Source organism: Streptomyces sp. SAS_281 (assembly GCF_052542855.1).
Window position 1 is genome coordinate 19,295 of sequence record NZ_JBMNDO010000084.1, and the last position, 17,045, is coordinate 36,339.

At 72.7% G+C, this 17,045-nt stretch carries 14 protein-coding genes; 8 read left to right on the forward strand and 6 right to left on the reverse strand.

The window, feature by feature from the left end; all coding sequences use genetic code 11:
• The first annotated feature begins 53 nt into the window (after positions 1-53).
• A complete protein-coding gene (locus ACN6LM_RS26810) occupies positions 54-1,307 on the forward strand; it encodes a glycosyltransferase family 4 protein (protein ID WP_445067952.1) in 1,254 nt (417 codons plus the stop codon).
• Positions 1,304-2,152: a hypothetical protein gene (locus ACN6LM_RS26815; protein WP_445067953.1), complete on the forward strand. Its 849-nt coding sequence runs from the start codon at positions 1,304-1,306 to the stop codon at positions 2,150-2,152. Before ACN6LM_RS26810 ends, ACN6LM_RS26815 begins: the two co-directional genes overlap by 4 nt.
• Before the next feature lie 81 nt (positions 2,153-2,233).
• Here the strand turns inward: ACN6LM_RS26815 and ACN6LM_RS26820 are convergent, their stop codons facing one another.
• Genes ACN6LM_RS26820 through ACN6LM_RS26830 form a run of 3 tightly spaced genes read right to left on the reverse strand, consistent with a single transcriptional unit; the run spans position 2,234 to position 8,049 of the window.
• Positions 2,234-5,161 carry a hypothetical protein gene (locus tag ACN6LM_RS26820; protein ID WP_445067954.1) on the reverse strand — a complete coding sequence of 976 codons (2,928 nt, stop codon included), beginning with the start codon at positions 5,159-5,161 and terminating at the stop codon, positions 2,234-2,236.
• A gap of 2 nt (positions 5,162-5,163) precedes the next feature.
• On the reverse strand, positions 5,164-7,011 hold the full coding sequence (locus ACN6LM_RS26825) for an HSP90 family protein (RefSeq protein WP_445067955.1): 1,848 nt from the start codon (positions 7,009-7,011) through the stop codon (positions 5,164-5,166).
• 54 nt (positions 7,012-7,065) lie between these two features.
• Positions 7,066-8,049: a hypothetical protein gene (locus tag ACN6LM_RS26830; RefSeq protein ID WP_445067956.1), complete on the reverse strand. Its 984-nt coding sequence runs from the start codon at positions 8,047-8,049 to the stop codon at positions 7,066-7,068.
• Between the two features lie 237 nt (positions 8,050-8,286).
• On the opposite strand from ACN6LM_RS26830, the gene ACN6LM_RS26835 reads away from it, so the two are divergent.
• Both ACN6LM_RS26835 and ACN6LM_RS26840 read left to right on the forward strand, forming a co-directional pair.
• Positions 8,287-8,832, forward strand: a complete 546-nt coding sequence (locus ACN6LM_RS26835) for a DUF7822 domain-containing protein (RefSeq protein ID WP_445067957.1) — start codon at positions 8,287-8,289, stop codon at positions 8,830-8,832.
• 15 nt (positions 8,833-8,847) lie between these two features.
• Complete coding sequence (locus ACN6LM_RS26840) at positions 8,848-9,249, forward strand: YciI family protein (protein ID WP_445067958.1); 402 nt, start codon at positions 8,848-8,850, stop codon at positions 9,247-9,249.
• A gap of 47 nt (positions 9,250-9,296) precedes the next feature.
• Here ACN6LM_RS26840 and ACN6LM_RS26845 read toward each other — a convergent pair whose 3' ends face one another.
• Together ACN6LM_RS26845 and ACN6LM_RS26850 are read right to left on the reverse strand one after the other, a co-directional pair.
• A complete protein-coding gene (locus ACN6LM_RS26845) occupies positions 9,297-10,190 on the reverse strand; it encodes a Vgb family protein (protein ID WP_445067959.1) in 894 nt (297 codons plus the stop codon).
• A 53-nt stretch (positions 10,191-10,243) separates the two neighbouring features.
• Complete coding sequence (locus ACN6LM_RS26850) at positions 10,244-11,653, reverse strand: MFS transporter (protein WP_445067960.1); 1,410 nt, start codon at positions 11,651-11,653, stop codon at positions 10,244-10,246.
• Between the two features lie 191 nt (positions 11,654-11,844).
• Between ACN6LM_RS26850 and ACN6LM_RS26855 the strand changes: the two genes are divergently transcribed.
• From ACN6LM_RS26855 to ACN6LM_RS26870, 4 genes are all read left to right on the forward strand, one after another.
• Positions 11,845-12,444, forward strand: coding sequence for a TetR/AcrR family transcriptional regulator (locus tag ACN6LM_RS26855; RefSeq protein WP_445067961.1), 600 nt, complete (start codon positions 11,845-11,847; stop codon positions 12,442-12,444).
• A gap of 265 nt (positions 12,445-12,709) precedes the next feature.
• Positions 12,710-14,695, forward strand: a complete 1,986-nt coding sequence (locus ACN6LM_RS26860) for a hypothetical protein (RefSeq protein WP_445067962.1) — start codon at positions 12,710-12,712, stop codon at positions 14,693-14,695.
• Positions 14,696-14,732: 37 nt separating this feature from the next.
• Positions 14,733-15,452, forward strand: coding sequence for a hypothetical protein (locus ACN6LM_RS26865; RefSeq protein WP_445067963.1), 720 nt, complete (start codon positions 14,733-14,735; stop codon positions 15,450-15,452).
• Between the two features lie 90 nt (positions 15,453-15,542).
• Positions 15,543-16,610, forward strand: coding sequence for a glycoside hydrolase family 43 protein (locus ACN6LM_RS26870; protein ID WP_445067964.1), 1,068 nt, complete (start codon positions 15,543-15,545; stop codon positions 16,608-16,610).
• A gap of 68 nt (positions 16,611-16,678) precedes the next feature.
• Here the strand turns inward: ACN6LM_RS26870 and tatA are convergent, their stop codons facing one another.
• Positions 16,679-16,870 carry a Sec-independent protein translocase subunit TatA gene (gene tatA, locus ACN6LM_RS26875; RefSeq protein ID WP_164401590.1) on the reverse strand — a complete coding sequence of 64 codons (192 nt, stop codon included), beginning with the start codon at positions 16,868-16,870 and terminating at the stop codon, positions 16,679-16,681.
• Between the last annotated feature and the right edge of the window lie 175 nt (positions 16,871-17,045).

Sequence of the window (17,045 nt, forward strand, 5' to 3'; positions counted from 1 at the left end):
CGGCGGGCGGTCGGGCAGGCAACCTTCCGTGCGGGGCATTCGTCCTGTCATGCATGCGAATCTCATTCCTCATCCACAACGCGTATGCGATCGGAGGGACGATCACCACCACGTTCAACCTGGCTCGCGCACTGGCCGACCGGCACGATGTGGAGATCATCTCCGTGCTCCGGAGCAGGGAACGCCCGAGCCTCGCACTCGATCCGCGTGTGCGGCTCCGGCCCCTGGTGGATCTGCGGCACGAGAAGGACGACCCGCGGCATCAGACCCCGGCGAAGGTCTTTCCCTCAGCCGAGTACCGCTACGGCGAGTACAGCGCGCTGACCGACGAACGCATCGGAGCGGCGCTCGCCTCGCTCGACTCCGATGTCGTCGTGGGGACGCGGCCCGGGCTCAACGTCCACCTGGCTCTCCACGCTCCTGCGCGTTCGGTGCGGGTCGGACAGGAGCACCTGACGCTCGACCACCACCCCCCGCGGTTACGCAAGGCGCTGCGCCGGGCCTATCCGCGGCTGGACGCGATCACTCCGGTGACGGAGGCGGACTCGGCTGTCTACCGGCGCAAGATGCGGCTGCCGGGTGTACGTGTGCAAGCGCTGCCCAACAGTGTCCCCGCCCCGGCCCTCGCGCCGGCGGACGGCCGGGGACGCATCGTGGTCGCCGCCGGCCGGCTGGCGCCGGTGAAGCGGTTCGACCTGTTGATCGACGCCTTCGCCGCAGTCGCGGCGGCGTATCCGGACTGGCAGCTGCGCATCTACGGCAGGGGCGAGGAGCGGGAGCGGCTGCGTGCGCTCATCGACCGGCTCGGGTTGTACAACAACGTGTTCCTGATGGGTGCGGTGGCACCCATGGAGGCCGAATGGGTCAAGGGGTCGATCGCGGCGGTGACCTCCGATCTCGAGTCCTTCGGCATGGCCATCGTCGAGGCGATGAGCTGCGGGCTGCCGGTCGTGAGCACGGACTGCGCATACGGCCCGGGCGAGATCATCACCGATGGGGAGGACGGCCGGCTGGTGCCCGTCGGAGACCGGAACGCGCTGGCCGACGCCCTGCTGGACCTCGTCGGCGACGACGAACTGCGCCGCGGCATGGGGCGTAACGCGCTGGTCAACTCGCGGCGCTACGGCCCCGCACACGTCGTGGTCCAGGCTGAACGGCTCTTTGAGGAGCTGCTGGCCGCCCGGCGTGCGGGCCGAGCGGTGACCGGAACGGGCAGCACCTTGTCGAGCAGCGGTTTCGCCGCCCGGGACACGATGCTCGTCGCGGCCGGCAGCGTCGCGAGGGCCGTACGGAAGGCGCGACGATGAGGGGCGACGGTGACGGTGTGAACGGACTCGTGGAGAAGCCCCGTGGCGCGGTGACGGCGCAGGCCGGAGGGCGTTTGCTCGTACGCGTCCAGCTGTCCGGGTCCGCCGCGGCGCACCCGAGGCTGCTGCTCCAGCCGCGCCCGAAGAAGGGCCGGCCGGAGGAGGCCGGGCGTTCTCTCGTGCTGGAGGCCGTGGGGACGGACGAGTGGCAGACCGTGCTGGAGGCCGAGCCCGCCCTCGATGAAGGCCGCTGGGACGCCTATGTCGTGCCCGGACCGGGCGAGGACCGCGTGCCGTTGCTGCCCGGCCTGCGCGATCTGCGCGGGCTGGTATCCGGTGGGGACGACGTACAAGGTGGGCCGGTGGCGGTCCGGATCCCGTACGCCACCAAGGACGGCCGGCTCGCCATACGGGCCTGGCGGCGCGCCACGCATGCGGAGGCCGGCCGGATCACCGTCGGACCCGACGCGATGACGGTGAAGGCACGGCTGTACGGTGCCGGTCTCGGCGAAGGCGCGGAGGTGTCGCTGAACCGGCGCGGCCGGGAGTCCGCGGTGGCTCGGACCTCGCTGAGCGCCGGCGGGGGCCAGGACTTCTCGTTCACCGTCGCCTACGCGGACCTCCTGGCAGAGGTGGCGGGAGGTACACCGGTGGTCTGGGACGTGTTCGTCCGTCCATCGGCCGGTGCGCCCCGGGTGCGGGTGGCCCGGCTGATGGACGACATCGCGGACCGGAAGACGGTGTTCGTCTACCCGGCCACCAGGGTGGGCGGGGCGTCGGTGCGCCCGTACTACACCCTCGACAACGACCTCTCGGTGGAGGCGGCACCGCGGCCTTCACCGTGAACCCGCCTCGTCGTCGCCGGTCGGGCCGCCGGCTCACCGGGCCTCCGTGTGCGTACGTGGAGGCCGGGTGAGCCCGACGTGTCACCGCCCGTCGCGCAGCCGGGCCGCCAACGCGGCGAGGGGTTCCGTCGCCTCGGCGTGGCCCAGGGCTGCCAGGCGCGGGATCGCCGCGTCGAGGCGGGCGAGGGCGGGGGCGGTCCGTTCCAGGTAGATGCCCTCCACGACACCCGCGAGCCGGACGCACTCGGCCCACTCGCCGGCGTTCTCCGGTCCCGGCTCGCCGAGCCCGCCGAGGGCCTTCTCCAGGGCGGTCAGGGCGTCCTCGTGCTGTCCGGCGTAGGCGTGGACCCGGCCGTGTTCGTAGGCGAGGGCGGTCTCCAGGCTGCGGCCGTGGGTCTCGTACCCGGCGGCGCGGGCCTCGCCGGCTATCCGGTCGGCGTCCGCGAGGCGGGCGAGGGCTCCGGGAAGGCCGTCGGCGCCCTGCTGCTCGGCCTGGAGGCGGGCGAGTTCGCGCAGGGCGTTGCTGAGCTGTTCGTAGCGCGGGGCGCGCGCGTGAGCGGCGAGCGCCTGTCCGACGGCTTCGCCGGCGCGGTCGAAGTCGCCGGCCTCGCCGAGGAGCACGGCCGTCTCCGCGGCGATCATTGCGTGGCTCCCGGGATCGTCGTCCCAGCCCGCCGACTCGGCGGCGAGGGCGACGAACTCCGCCGTGGCGGCCTTGAGGTCCTCTCCTGCGTGCAGGGCGCGGGCGCGGGTCAGGCGCAGCTGAGCCGCGAGCCGGTCGTCCAGCGTGCCGGCGGCGACGTCCGGTTCGGCCAGGACGGAGTCGAGGAGGGCGATGGAGTCCTCGACCCGTCCCAGTTCCAGGCTGAGCTGGGCGGCGTTGCTGTACGTGCAGAAGGCGCCTATCCGCTTGCCGCGGCGGAGGTCCAGTTCGGCGGAGCGCGTCAGGTGCCGCAGCGCCTCGTCGGGGCGGCCGAGGTGCATGCACGCCTCGGCCAGGTCGCCGTGGAGACTGGCGGTGCCAGCCACCGCGGTGGGCCATTCGGCGGCCAGGCGTACGGCCTCGGACAGCCCCGTGTGCGCCGCCTGGGCGTCCCGCAGGCCGAGCTGGATCCGGCCGCGCAGTCCCAGGGCACGGGGCAGAAGCCAGGCGGGGCCGTGCTGTCGCAGCCGGTCCAGGAGCGAGTCGAGCTCGCTGAGAGCGGTGGGCAGGTCGCCGGAGACGGCGTGGGTACCGGCCCGCAACAGGTCGGCGCCGGATATCTGGACCGCCAGGTCGTGCCGGGTGGCGAACCTGTGCAGCAGTTCCACCTCGGTGAACGTCTCCGCGGCGTGTTCCTCGTTCCCCGCCGCCTGCACGCGCAGGCCGAGCAGGGTCGCACGGAGCCGCAGCATCCGGCCTTCCTGGTAGGGCGTGAGTCCGGGCGTCCCCTCGTGCAGCCGGACGATGCTCGCGTGGGCGGCGGTCAGCGCCGCGGCCTTGTCCTCGGTGGCTTCGGCGGCCTCGGCATCGACCACGCCGGCGGAGATCACGGCGCCGGCGCGGGCAACCGCGGCATCCCCCGGAAGCTCGGCCGTTTCGTACAGGGCGGCGGCCTCTTCGTAGAGGGCTGCGGCCTTCGCTTCCTCGTCCACGTCGGCGGCCCGGCCGGCCTCGTCGGCCAGCAGGTCCGCGCGCAGCCTCACGAGCGGGCCCGCTGCCGGGTCCTCGGGGTGGGTGTAGTCGTGGGCGGCGACGAGGGCGCGCAGCCGTTCCCAGCAGAGCTGCGCGTCGGGGTGCCCCTCCTCCTCCAGCTCCCGCGCACGGGCGATGAGGTCGGGAAGCGTCTCGGGGAGGGTGGGCGCCCGGTGGCCCGGGGGCGCGGCGGCCGGGGCGGCCGGGGAGAGGTCGCCGAGGCCGCGGGTGCGCAGGGTCAGTTCCAGCGCGTCCAGCAGCGGTGCGCGGTCGAGGCGGGCCCTGCGCCGGTCGGCGTGGGCCGTGGTGCCGTTGCGGGCGTCGAAGCGTGCGGCGAGGTCGTCGGCGCGGTCCCGGACCTCGGCGCTCAGGCCGGCCACGGTCCAGGTGCGGCCCGCGTATCCGGCGGCCGGAAGCTCGCCGTGGCCGAGGGACTCGACACGCCGCAGAAGGACCTCCACGCCGGTGAGGAAGTCGTACTGGCCCAGGGGCGAATCCACCTCGGCGAACAGGACGCGGTTCTCGGCGAGCAGTTCGAGACCGCGGGCCTCGTTGCCGGTCAGGGCGCAGAACTCCAGGTGCCGGCCGACCTCCCCGGCCATCGAGGGGTTGCGGCGGCAGCCCCGGTAGCCGGCGAGATGCAGTGCGCGGGCGCGTTCGGTGTCACCGGTGCGCAGCAGGGGCAGCAGCGCGTGGGAGAGGGAGCGGGCGGGCTCCTCCTGGCAGCTCTCCTTGCCGTTCAGGACGGGTTCCCAGGTGCTCAGGGCACGGGTGTCGTCGCCTGCCGCGAGGTGGTGGAGGGCCCGTTCGCAGATCTCACAGGCTTCGCAGTCGCTGAACGGGGTGCGGGCGCGGGCCGCCCACAGCTCGTAGGCGGGGGCGGGGTCCTCGCCGGTGTGGGCGGCGAGCTGGTAGAGCTGCGCGTAGTACGGCTGGAGGCCGAGGCCGGCCTTCTCGTACCGGCCGCGCATCTCGGTGAGCCACTGGCGCAGACTGGCCAGCGGGATCTCGGGCAGGGCCCGCAGGGAGTTCGCCACCCACTTGAACCGCCAGAACAGCAGATGGCGCAGCCGGTCGGTGAAGACGTCGGGCTGCTCGTCGAAGAGGGTGAGCAGGCGGGCGAAGACGACGGGGGCCTTGCGTGGTTCGGAGCCGTACGTGTACGCCTCCTGGAGCTCGAAGAGCGTACGGACGAGGGCCAGGGGGTCTTCGAACCGCTCGGCCGCCTCCGCGAGTTCCTCTGCGGCGACGGTGCGGGCGCGGCCGTAGGGGCGCTGCTGGTTCTCCTGGAGCGCGTCGTACAGCTCATCGGTGTTCTGGGGTGCGGTCGGCATCGTCAGCTGTCCTTGCGGAGGGCGTGGGCGAGGAGGTCGAGGAACGAGCGGTTGATCAGGCTCGTCTCGGCGGGCCTGAGCGGGCGCCGGGACAGCATCGCGGCCTGCCCGTACAGGGCTTCGGCGCTGGTACGGGCCAGCTCCGGTTCGTCGATGGCGGCTGCGGTCCGGACCAGCGGGTTGAGCTGGTTGAGGATCAGCTGGGCGCGCGGGACTTCCTGGCGCAGGGCGCCGAGGATGTCGCCCCACACCCCGCCCTGCTGCTCGCGGGCCAGCTGGGAGCGGGTGCGCTCGTGCCGGGCGTCGCGGCTGTCGATGAGGAGAGCCGGGGCGGAGGCGGGCTGGAAGGTGCGCAGGGCGACGTCGCAGTCGAATACCGCGAGGGCGTCACGGGCCAGGGCGAGGTAGGGCGCCGCGGCGAGCTCCGTCTCACGGTCGACGGGGTCCAGATGGGCGGTGAGCGTCGCCGGGTCGAGGTCGGCGACGGTGACCTCGGGCCGGATCTCGGGAAGCCGGTGCACCAGTTCCCGGTCGTACGTGTAGCCGCCGTTGACGACGCCGAGCCCGGCGGCGGAGGCGATCGCGGCGACCTGCCGGAACTCCTCCACGCTGGTCGTCACGAGCACGGTGCGGTGCGTACGGGCGAATTCGTCGAGGGTGGCGGAGCCGTCGGTGGTCTCGAACGGAATCCAGGGCAGCAGCATCCGCAGGATCTCGTCGTCGTGCACCGCGAGCGACTTCACGGCCAGGTGGTGGGCCCCGAGGAACCGGGCGAGCAGTTCCGGGTCGCTGGCGGCGATGCGGGAGATCCAGGCGCGCAGCCGTTCTGCGAGGGCGTCACGGACGGCGGCGAGGGTGTCGTCCTCGTACAGGGACTCCCGGGAGGCCGTGGGGCGCAGGCTTTCGGCGTCGACCACGCAGCGCACGAAGAACGCCCAGTCCGGCAGGATCTCCTCGGCCTGCTCCGACAGCAGCATCCCCTTGACGTGCACGCGGTGGCCGTGGCGGCGGCCGGTCGGCACCGCCTCGGGCAGCACGCAGGCGATGCCCTTGAGCCCCACGGCTGGCAGGTCGAGATCGAGGGTGTCCAGCGGTTCGAACCCGAAGACTTCGCTGCCGTAGGCGGCCAGGGCGCGGGAGCGGGCTCCCGGGGTCGGGTGGGTACGGGCCCAGGGCGCGGGCTCGGGGTTGATCCGGGCGGGCGGGCCGCCCTTGCCGTCGTCCACCGTCACCGGGTGGCGCAGCAGGGAGCCGAAGTGCCGGGCGAGGGCGGCGACCTGTGCCGGGCGGGTCCACTCGCCCGCGTCGGAGCGCGGCGTGAGCGTGACGGTGGTGCCGGGGTGCGGGCGGGCGGAGGCGGGCAGGGTGCGGACGGTGTAGCTGCCGTCGCCGCGGCCCCGCCACTCGACGGCGGGTGCGTCCGGGGTGCGGGCGGAGCGGCTGAGGACGTGGATCTCGTCGGCGACGAGGAAGCAGGAGAGGAGTCCGATGCCGAACTGGCCGATGAAGTCGCCGCGCTGCTCGGCGATCCGTTCGGCGCGCTTGCTGCTCCGGCCGATCGTGGCGAGGAAGGCGTGGACGTCGGTCTCGGTGAGACCGACACCGTCGTCCTCGACGCGTACGACGTCCCCGTCGGCGTACAGGCGGATTCCGAACGCGTCGGCGGGGGCGCCGGGTTCGAGGCTGTGCCGGGCGGTCAGCGCGTCGACGGCGTTCTGCAGGAGTTCGCGCAGGTAGACCCGCGGGCTGGAGTAGAGGTGGTGCGAGAGGAGGTCGACGAGACCGCGCAGATCCACCTGGAAGGTGCGGTCGTCGCCGGTGTGTCGCGAGTCGGTGTCGGGCGATGTCATCGGGCAGTCCGGGAGAAGAGGAGGGAGCGGGCGGATGGGAGGGTGCCTGTGTGCTCAGGCGCGGCGCTGGTGGCGGGCGAACTGCTTCTCCGGGTCGCCGAAGTAGGCCCAGGGCCAGCTGGTGAAGGCACCGTCGAGCGCATGGAAGACCCGCTTCGCCGTCTGCCGTTCGCCGGCCAGCGAGAGGGCCATCGCGAAGATGTTGTAGTCGTGCTGCCAGCCCGGGCGCCGTTCGTGGGCGGGGTGGAGGATGCTGCGCCCGGCCGCACGGCGCAGCTCCTCCTGGATCTCCTCGGTCTGCAGGCAGTCCGTGTCGTCCGACTCCACCCAGTTCTCGATGTGCGCCATGGGTATGACGCAGCCGATGCGGTCGCCTTCCGGAGCGTCGGCGTAGGCGTCGCGGGCGAACCGCAGCGCCTGGCCCGGTTCACCGCCCCAGCGGGGCTGCAACTGGGAGATCCAGTCGATGTGGGTCTCCAGGTCCAGCGGAGCGCGGCGCAGGGCCGCGTCGCGCCGGACCTCCGTGATGTCGGCGCCGAGGGACATGCCGCGGCCCGAGGTGAGGAGCCGGCGCCACGGGGTGACCCACTCGGGCTTCAGCTCGGCCGCTTCGAGCAGCTGCTCCTCGCCGATGCGGAGCCGCTCGTGGAAGACCCGCCACTGCTCCTGCGTCACCTGGGACGCGCGGGCGGCGGTGCGCGCCTCCCAGCCCCACTGGATGTGGCGTGCCCCCGCGATGAGCAGGGCGGTCGCCCGGTGCTCCTTGTCCTCCTCGGCCGCCCGGCCGATCCAGTCCTGCACGCCGTCGAGTTCTTCGAGTTCGTTCAGGATCTGGTGGTCGCGGCCGAGGTCGAAGGGCGTCAGCGCCGCCTTGACCGCCCCCCAGTCCCCCGCTCCGGCGGCTTCGACCAGTGCCAGCACGCGCACGTCCCCGAGCGCCCGCAGGGTGTACATCCCGTTCTGCTTGCGCGGGGCGGGAAGCGCGTGCGGTCCGGCCGCCGGTCTCTCCTCAGCCTTGCCGAACAGCTTGCCGAACATGCCGCGCCCTCCCCTGGTCCCGCTTGATCGTTCGGTGCAGCATAGGCGGCCCCTCCGACAACGGTTCCACAGGGCCTTCACGACTGCTCCATATCGCCCGCACCGGCGTGGATTCCCCTCCCCCACCGGCCGCGGCGCCCCCGGGGGCGTGCGCATGCGGCCGTCATGTCCTGGCTCCCCCGGCCGTACGGGAGTTGTCCGACGGCGTTGTCAGTACCCGGTGTTAGCGTCGCCGGCATGGCAAATCGTTCGTATCTCTACTCCGCGGACTCGGTACCGAGCGAGGCGGACATCCCGCGGCGGATCCGATGCGTATCCGAGCACAACTGGGACATCCCGCTCGCCCACAAGCTCCTGGTGGGGCGCGGGACCACGATCGTCCCCTCCATGATCTGGAACCACCCGATCGGCATCGCCGCGGATTACGCCGCCGGGGCCGCGCTGCTCCGCGACCTCCTGGGCGCCGTCGGCGACGGTCTTCGGGACGACGCCGAGTTCGCCGCGTGCGTGGCCGGGACCACGGCCCATCTGGAGAAGCAGGCAGCGAGGTACTTCCTTCTCGAGACGGGCGAGATCGTTTCGATGACGGACGACGATCCGGCGGCGAGCGTACGGCGTCTGGCGTCGGAGGACGTCCCCGGGGCCGTCGCGCTCGCCGAGGCGGCGATCGCCGGCCGTGACGACACCTGGCTGGCCTCCGTCCGAGCCGACTGGCAGCGGCACTTCGCATCGTTCTACGGCGATGCGCTCTATTTCTCCTTTCCGGAATCCGCGGACAACTGACAACGGGAGTACGTGATGGCAACGTTCATGCTGCTGGTCAACCACGACGGCGGGGTCTTCGAGGAGCCGATGGACACCTGGCAGCCGGGTGACATCGCGGCCCACTTCGACCACTACGCCCTGCTGACCAAGGAGTTGACCGAGAGCGGGGAGCTGGTCCGGTTCATGGCGCTGGCCGATCCGCGGCAGGCCCGCACGGTCCGTGCGGACGGTGTCGCGCCGCCCGTGGTGACCGACGGACCGTGCGCCGGGTCCAAGCAGGTCCTGGCCGGCTTCAATGTCTTCGAGGTGGAGTCGGAGGAGCGGGCGCTGGAGATCGCCGCCCGCATCTCCGCCGTCCCGGGTCCCGGTGGCGTACCCACGCAGCAGCCGGTCGAGGTGCGGCGGGTCACGGCCGACGAGCACGGTGAGCTGTGAGCCGGGGAGACTTCGCGGCGCGCGAGGAGGCGCTGCGCCCGGTCGGCCTACGGCGCGACGCGGGCCAGTGAGCCCTTCTCCAGCGCGGTCCACAGGGCGCCGTCGGGACCCGGGGCGATGCCGTGCGGTTCCGAGTCCGGCGTGGGCAGGTCGTGGGCGGTGACGGAGCCGTCCGGGGTGATCGTGGCGACGCGGTTGGCTCCCCATTCCGTGAACCACACGGAGCCCTGTCCGTCGACGGTGACGGCATGCGGCCGGGCGGCGCGATCGGGCAGCGGGAATTCGGTGATCCGCCCGTCGGGAGTGATCCGGCCGATCTGACCGGCGGCGATCTCGGTGAACCACACCGCGCCGTCGCGACCCGCCGCGATCCCGACCGGGCCCGCCGCCTCCGTCGGCAGGGTGTGCAGGGCAACCGTGCCGTCCATGCCGATCCGCCCGACGGCGTTGCCCTGGTTGAGGGTGAACCACATCCCGCCGTCGGCCCCGGCGGCGATCGCGGAAGGGAACGCGCCGGTGGCGGGGAGCGGGTACTGGGTGACGTCGCCGTCGGTGGTGATGCGGCCGATGCGGTCGGCGGTGGTCTCGGTGAACCAGAGCGCGCCGTCCGGTCCCGCCGCGATGCCGAACGGCCCGGAGCCTGAGCCCGGTACGTCGAACTCGGTGATCGCGCCGTCGGTGGTGATCCGCCCGATCCGGTCGGCCCGGTACTCGGTGAACCACAGCGCGCCGTCCGGGCCGGGTGTGATGACGGTCGGTCCGCTGTCGGGGCCGAGGCTGTGGTCCGTCGGTGCCTCGCCGGGTACGAGGCGGCCGATCCGGCCGCTGTGGACGAGGGTGAACCACAGGGCGCCGTCCGGCCCCGTGGTCAGGGCGTACGGCCCGGCCTCGGGGCCGGACACCGCGTACTCCTCTATCGTCACCCGGGTCTCGTCGTGCACAGAGGTTCCTCCGTTCGTGGTCGCCCGTGGGGCCGGGACGTGTTCGCGGGCTGTCAACGGCTGTCCGCGGCGGTGGCCTTCGGCGTTTCGGTGGACCGTACCAGCGCCCCAGCACCTTCCGCGGGCGTGCTCCTCGCCAGCCACAGGCCCGTGACCAGGGCGGTCGCCAGCGTGATGGCACCGGCCGTCAGGAAGGCGCTGTCGAGGCCGGCCCCGAAGGAGGCGCCGTCCGACTGCCGGGCGCGGACCACGGCTCCGAGCACCGCCACGCCGAGCACCGCGCCGATCTGCCGGGTGGTGCTGCTGATGCCCGAGGCGAGACCGCCCTCCTGCGGGCTGACGGCCTGGATGGCGGCGCCTGTCAGCGGGGACATCGTCAGGGCGAAACCGACGCCCACGACGGCCAGCCGCCACCACACGTTCCCGTATCCCGTGTCGGCGTGCACCTTGCCGAGGGCCAGCAGTCCGAGGCCGGCCAGGGCCAGGCCGGCGGTGACCACGACACGGAAGCCGTGCCGGGCGGCGAGCCGGCCCGCGTACGGGCTGACGAGCACCATGGCGAGGCTGGTGGGGAGGGTTTGCAGTCCCGCGCTCAGGATCGAGCTGCCCTGGACGTACACGAAGAACTGGGAGAAGAAGAACGACGAGCCCGTGAGCGCGAACCCGACCACGGCCATGGCGGCGTTGGAGACGGTGAACAGGCGCTCCCGGAACAGCCGCAGCGGCAGCATCGGCGCGCGGCGGCGCGCTTCGACCGCCACGAAGGCGGCCAGGAGGAGCACCGCGACGGCGAGGCTGCCGAGGATCACCGGCGAGGTCCAGCCACGCGCCCCGCCCTCGATCAGCCCATAGGTCAGCGTCCCCACTCCGAGGACGGACAGCACCGTCCCCGGGATGTCGATCGCGGGGGCGTTCGGATTGCGCGCCTCCTCGATGTGGCGCCTGCCGGCCAGGAGGAGGGCCGCGCCGATGGGCAGGTTGACCAGGAAGATGGCGGGCCAGCCGAAGGCTTCGGTCAGCACGCCGCCGGCCACGGGGCCCGCGGCCAGGCCGACTCCGCTGAGTCCGGCCCAGAGCCCGATCGCCTTGACGCGTTCCTGCGGCGCGGGGTAGGCCGCCGCGAGCAGGGCGAGCGAAGCGGGGCTGAGCGCCGCGGCCCCGATGCCCTGGAGCACCCGGCCCGCGATCAGCCAGCCGAGCGAGGGCGCGAGGCTGCACACCACCGACGCGGCGGTGAACACCGCGACACCGGTCAGGTACACGCGTTTACGGCCGAACCGGTCGGCGAAGATGCCGCCGGACAGCAGCAGCATGGCGACCAGCAGGACGTAGGCGTCGACGATCCATTGCAGACCGGTGAGTTGAAGGTGCAGGCCGTGCTGCATGTCGGGCAGCGCCGCGCCCACGATCGTGTTGTCGAGCAGAACCATGAACTGGCCCAGGCAGGTCACCGTGAGCAGCACGGTTCGGTTCGACCGGCCGCTTGCGGCCTCTTGCGATGCAGTGATGGGAATCCCTCTCAACCGTGAGATGCGCCCGGCCGTGGTGGGCGCGGGTCTCCGTGCGGATCATTAACGCAGCCCTTGACTGCGTTAGGCGACTGTAAATGAGGGTGACCCACAAACGCAAGTGCCAACTGCGTTAGCCTGGATGCATGAACGAGCAACAGCGAGCCCGGCGCCCCGGCGGGCGCAGCGCCCGGGTCGGTGCGCAGGTGCACCAGGCCGTCACCGAACTCATCAGCGAACGCGGCTACGGGAACTTCACCGTCGGCGAGGTGGCCGCCCGCGCGGGCGTGGCCGACAGCAGCATCTACCGCCGGTGGGGCGGTCTGGAGGCGCTGCTCAGCGACGTGGCGCTCACCCGCCTCGACGCACGCTCCCCGATGCCCGACACCGGAAGCCTGGCCGGCGATCTGCGTACGTACGCGGCCCAGGTCGCCCGCGAGATCACCGGACCCGACGGGCCGGCGGTGCTGCACCTGGCCGTCGCCCTGGCGGGCACCGGTCAGGAGGGCGCACAGGCCCGCGACGCCCTTCGCACCGAGCGCACCAGGCAGTTGCAGTCCATGCTCGACCGTGCCCGCGACCGCGGCGAGCCCGCACCCGACGCACTGACCGTGCTGGACCACGTCCTGGCCCCGATGTACATCCGCGTCCTCTTCGGCATGGGCCCTCTGAGCCCGGAGTACGTCGAGGGGCTGGTGGACCGGCTGCTCCGACCCGGGCCCGGTGTCCGGATTCCGGTGGTGTGAGGGGACGTCACCCCCACACTGTTCCTGTAGCGATCAGCGGCCCACGGACCATCCACGGGGGAAGTTCATGACGGACCACGAAGACGCGTACCGGCCCCCGGCGGACCGGCCTCCGCAGGGCACTCCGTACAGCCCGCCGTCCGGGGTCTTCGGGCCGCCTCCCCCAGCGGGCGTCCCGCCTCAGCACTCGCCGTACGCCGGTCCGTCCGGGGTCTTCGGACCGCCGCCGCCGCAGGGTCCGTACCCTCCTCAGGGCGTGCCGGCCGTGCCGCCACCGCGTTCGCCCTACGGGCCCGGCCCCGGATTCCCGTACGGGCAGCAGCCGTACACGCCCGGCCCGCCGCCGCCCGCCCGGCGGCGCAAGGGGCTGCTGCTGTTCGGCGGGGTCGGGGTACTGGCCGCCGGGCTCGTGGCCGGGCTGCTGGTCCGGCACGGGGGGCCCGGGCCGGAGGAGTCCGTCGCCAAGCGGGACCTGAAGCCGTTCCGGCAGGCCGTGGCCGCGCTGGCCGACGCCCCGGGTCTGCGGTACCGGGATTCCGGTGACGGCCTGGTGAAGCGGGACATCACCGTCACCGCGTCCGGCAGCCGCTTCGGCGCCGTGGAGGTCGGGAGCTCCGGGCTCGCCCGCGAGGTTCTGCACATCGGCGGCAGGACCTTCACCCGGGCGAAGGACTCCGTGTCCGGCGCCTGGGCCGCCGCCGACGAGAGCGACAGCGTCACGCGGGAGACGGTCGGGCACATGCCGGCCCCGTCCGATCTGGCGACCGCGCTCTCCAAGGCGCTCGACCGGCTGGAAGGCACACCGGCTCCCAGCGAGTCCGCGCGACCGCCCGCCGCCGACGGGACACCGGCCCTCGCGGTGGACACCTCCGCGGGCCGGCTGCTCGTCACCGAGCAGGAACCCCACCGGCTGCTGCGCCTGGAGTCGTACGGCTCCTCCAGATCCGGAGGGACGTCCGGCGGTTCGGCCGAAGCGGTCGCGTTGCGGCAGGCGACCGTCACCGCGGAGGCGGAGGCGGGGGCGGAGGCGGAGGCGGAGGCGGAGGCGGAGGCGGAGGCGGAGGCGGAGGCGGAGGCGGAGGCGGAGGCGGAGGCGGAGGCGGGGGCCGAGGACGAGGACACACCCGGGAGCCCCGACGTGACGGACGGGCCCCTTGCGGACAGCGATTCCGAGGGGCTGGACCTGGAGCCGGTCGCCGAGGACGCCGTCGACCCCATGTTCGACACCCTGGAGAAGCAGACGGCGGAGCTGAGGAACGCCACCGACAGCGGCATCCGCCTGACCCTCAGCGGCGGCGGGACGGTGAAGTGCGGTTCCGGTGGCTGCACGGCGAAGAACGGCTTCTCCGGACACCTCACCACCAGCGCCAAGGGCCGTCTGGTCAGCGGCAAGGTCACCGCGGTGATGACCGCGTCCTTCAGCATCGACGGCAGGTCCGCCGGCCGGTGCACCAGCCCCCAGAGCTCCTTCTCGGTCACCGGAACGTCCGTCTCCGGCAGCCTGTCCTGCTCCGACGCCGGTGCCGGGTCCACCTTCGCCTCGGTCGAGGCGCGGAAGAAGAACGAGGCACGGGCCCGTTCGCGCGCCGGCGGTGGCCGGCTCGTCCAGTACCGGATCCCGTACCGCGCCGACACCCTGATCAACGCCTACGCCCTGGCCAGGACCGAGGTCAGGAAGCTGGTCGACAAGGTACGCCAGGAGCGCGACGCCGACGGCTGCGCGCTCCGCACCTCCGCCTCGGGCGCCGCGGCCCGTTCCGGAGGCGTCGCCGTGCCGGCCGGGCTGCTCAGCTCCGCAGCCCCCGTCCGGGACCGCCTCCCCGCCTGGACCGGCTTCTTCGCCGGCTCCGTGTGCCCCGACGCCAAGGCGGTGAAGGCCGCGGAGACCGTCATCGACCGGGCCGGGGCCGGCAAGGTGCGCAAGTCGAGCAACTACCACCCCCATTTCAGCGACGGACGCGTGGTGGAGATCCTCAAGGCTCCGGACGCGGTGTACCTCTCGCAGAAGCAGCGCGGGGACCTCATCTTCCGGAAGGGCGAGGACATCGTGGTGACGAAGGGCCCCGGCGCCGGGGCGGGCGACGTCATCACGGGCTACGGCCCCTCGGGCAAGAAGGGCGAGACCGGTGCCAAGGCGTTGGGCGGGTCACCCGACGACCCGCAGCCCCCGGTGACCCACGAGGACATCGTGAACGGGAAGATCCGCGACACCAAGGGCGGCCACCTGCCGGCCGCCAGGCGCATCCGGTGAGGCGACGGACACGGTGAAGGTCACGGTGGGCGGCGGCATGACCGCCGCGACGACGGGCAGACCCCTCGCGTACACCCCTCGCTTCGACTTCCGCGATCTCCAGCTGATCGTCGCGGGCTACGCGGACGCGGCCGGGCGCGAACGGGAGCTGCCGGAGACGTTCGGCAGCATGCGGTGGTTGTGGTCGCGGGACGAGTACGTCCGCTTCGACCGGGGCAGCCGCGAACTGCGCAGTCTCACGCTCTTCCTGCCCGCGCGGTACGTCTCCGAAGCCGCACGTCGCGGGCCGCGGACGCGTGCGGCCGGGCTCCGCGCGGACATGGCCGGGGAGTTCGGCATGCCCCAGGCCACCGTCTTCCACTGCGACCCGGCAGCCGGCGCGCTGAGCTGCCTCGCGGACGTCCGCCTTCTCGGTGAGGAGCCGGACGCGCGGCTCGGAATCGCCCCCGGTCTGGACCTCCTGGTGTACGAGGGGGCCGTGGCCGGATGGAGCCTCGTCGACCCCGCGCGGTACCTGACGGACGGGTTCGCCGAGCCCCCGTCCGCGCCGCCTGCCGCCACCACCCGGATGCGGCTGGCGGAGTGCCTCGAACTGGTCTCCTCGCCGCTCGTGGACGGGGTCATGGACGCGGCCCCGGAGGCGTGGCAGCGGCTCCGGACGGTGGAGCGCGCCCTGCGGGAGCAGCGGGAGGACCGGGCCCGGGCGGACGTCCTGCACGGCGTCATCAGCCGTCTCATCGAGGACTGCGAGGAGTGAGACCCGTATTTTGACATGAACACGCTCTCCTGTGGATAGGGTCGAGTCATCGGTCCGTGCCCGCCAACCCCCGTACGGGAAAGGGAAGCCATGAGACTCTCCCGGATGTCCGGTGTGGCAGCCTTCGCGCTGTCCATGCTGCTGGCCCTCACGATGTCGCTCATCTCCGCCGGACCCGCAGAGGCGGGGCAGACGGCCATCCGGGGCGCCGATCCCAGCGTGCTGCGCGTGGGCGGCACGTACATCTCGGTCCAGTCGACCGGCGCGGGCATCAGCGTCCGGCAGGCGCCCTCGACCGGCGGTCTGGCCTCGGCCACGCCGCGGCAGGTCTGGTCGGACACCGGAAACCTGGGTGAGATCTGGGCTCCGGAGATCGTGCGGGACGGCGGCCGCTACTACGTCTACTTCTCGGCCGGCCGAGGCGCCGCCCACCGCATGTACGTGATCAGCTCCGCCGCCCCCGACAGCGGCTACACCGCCGCGACGAAACTCGCCCTGCCCGACGACAGGTGGGCGATCGACGGCACCCTGTTCACCTTCAACGGGCAGCGCTGGTTCGTCTGGTCGGGCTGGGCCGGCACCACCAACGTCGAGCAGAACCTCTACATCGCGCGGATGAGCAGCCCGACCACCCCCACGGGCGCCCGGTACATCATCTCCCAGCCCCGGGAGAGCTGGGAGCGCGTTGTCGGCAATCCCTTCATCAACGAGGCCCCCGAAGCGATCAGGGACCCGAACGGGCAGCTGCACATCACCTACTCCGCCAACGGCAGCTGGAGCGATCAGTACTGCATCGCCGAACTGCGGCTCCGGGCGGGCGGTGACCCGACGTACGTGTGGGACTGGTACAAGTCCAACGGCTGCCTGTTCGGCTCCAACCGCGCGACGATGATGGCCGGCTGGGATCCCACGCTGTACGTGAACGGCCCGGGCCACCACACCTTCGTGCTGCTCGACGGCGACATCTCCACCAGCCCGCCGGCCGGGCCCACGTTCCCCCTGATGTTCCACGCGGTGCCCAAGGGGACCCCGTACAGCTGGGAGAACCGCTCCTGGTACACCGGATCCTTCTGCTGGTGGGGCAACACCACGTACAGCCGCGCCAACGTCCCCGGGGCGAACACCGACACCGGGTACAGCCTCAAGTTCTTCGAGTGACACCGCGCGGAGGGGCCGGGGCAGCGGCGTCGGTTCGGCACTGCCCCGGCCCCTTCCGGGCGCGGGTGTTACGGATGCCCGGGCGCGGCGGGATCGGTGCCCGCCTCGGCCTTCATCGCCTTGGCCTCGCTCTTGAGGATGCGGGCCGACTTGCCCAGGGAGCGCGCCATGTCGGGGAGCTTCTTCGAACCGAACACCATGATGACCACCAGCGCCACGATGAGCAGGTGCCACGGTTCCAAGCCGTTGCGCAGCATCACGTCACCTCTTTCCTTCGTTGCCGTCCGTGCGTGCGGGAGACGCAGTACAGCTGACACCTTAGGCGCCTTACCTGTGCCGGGGGGGGGGGGGGGGGGGGGGGGGGGGGGGGGGGGGGGGGGGGGGGGGGGGGGGGGGGGGGGGGGGGGGGGGGGGGGGGGGGGGGGGGGGGGGGGG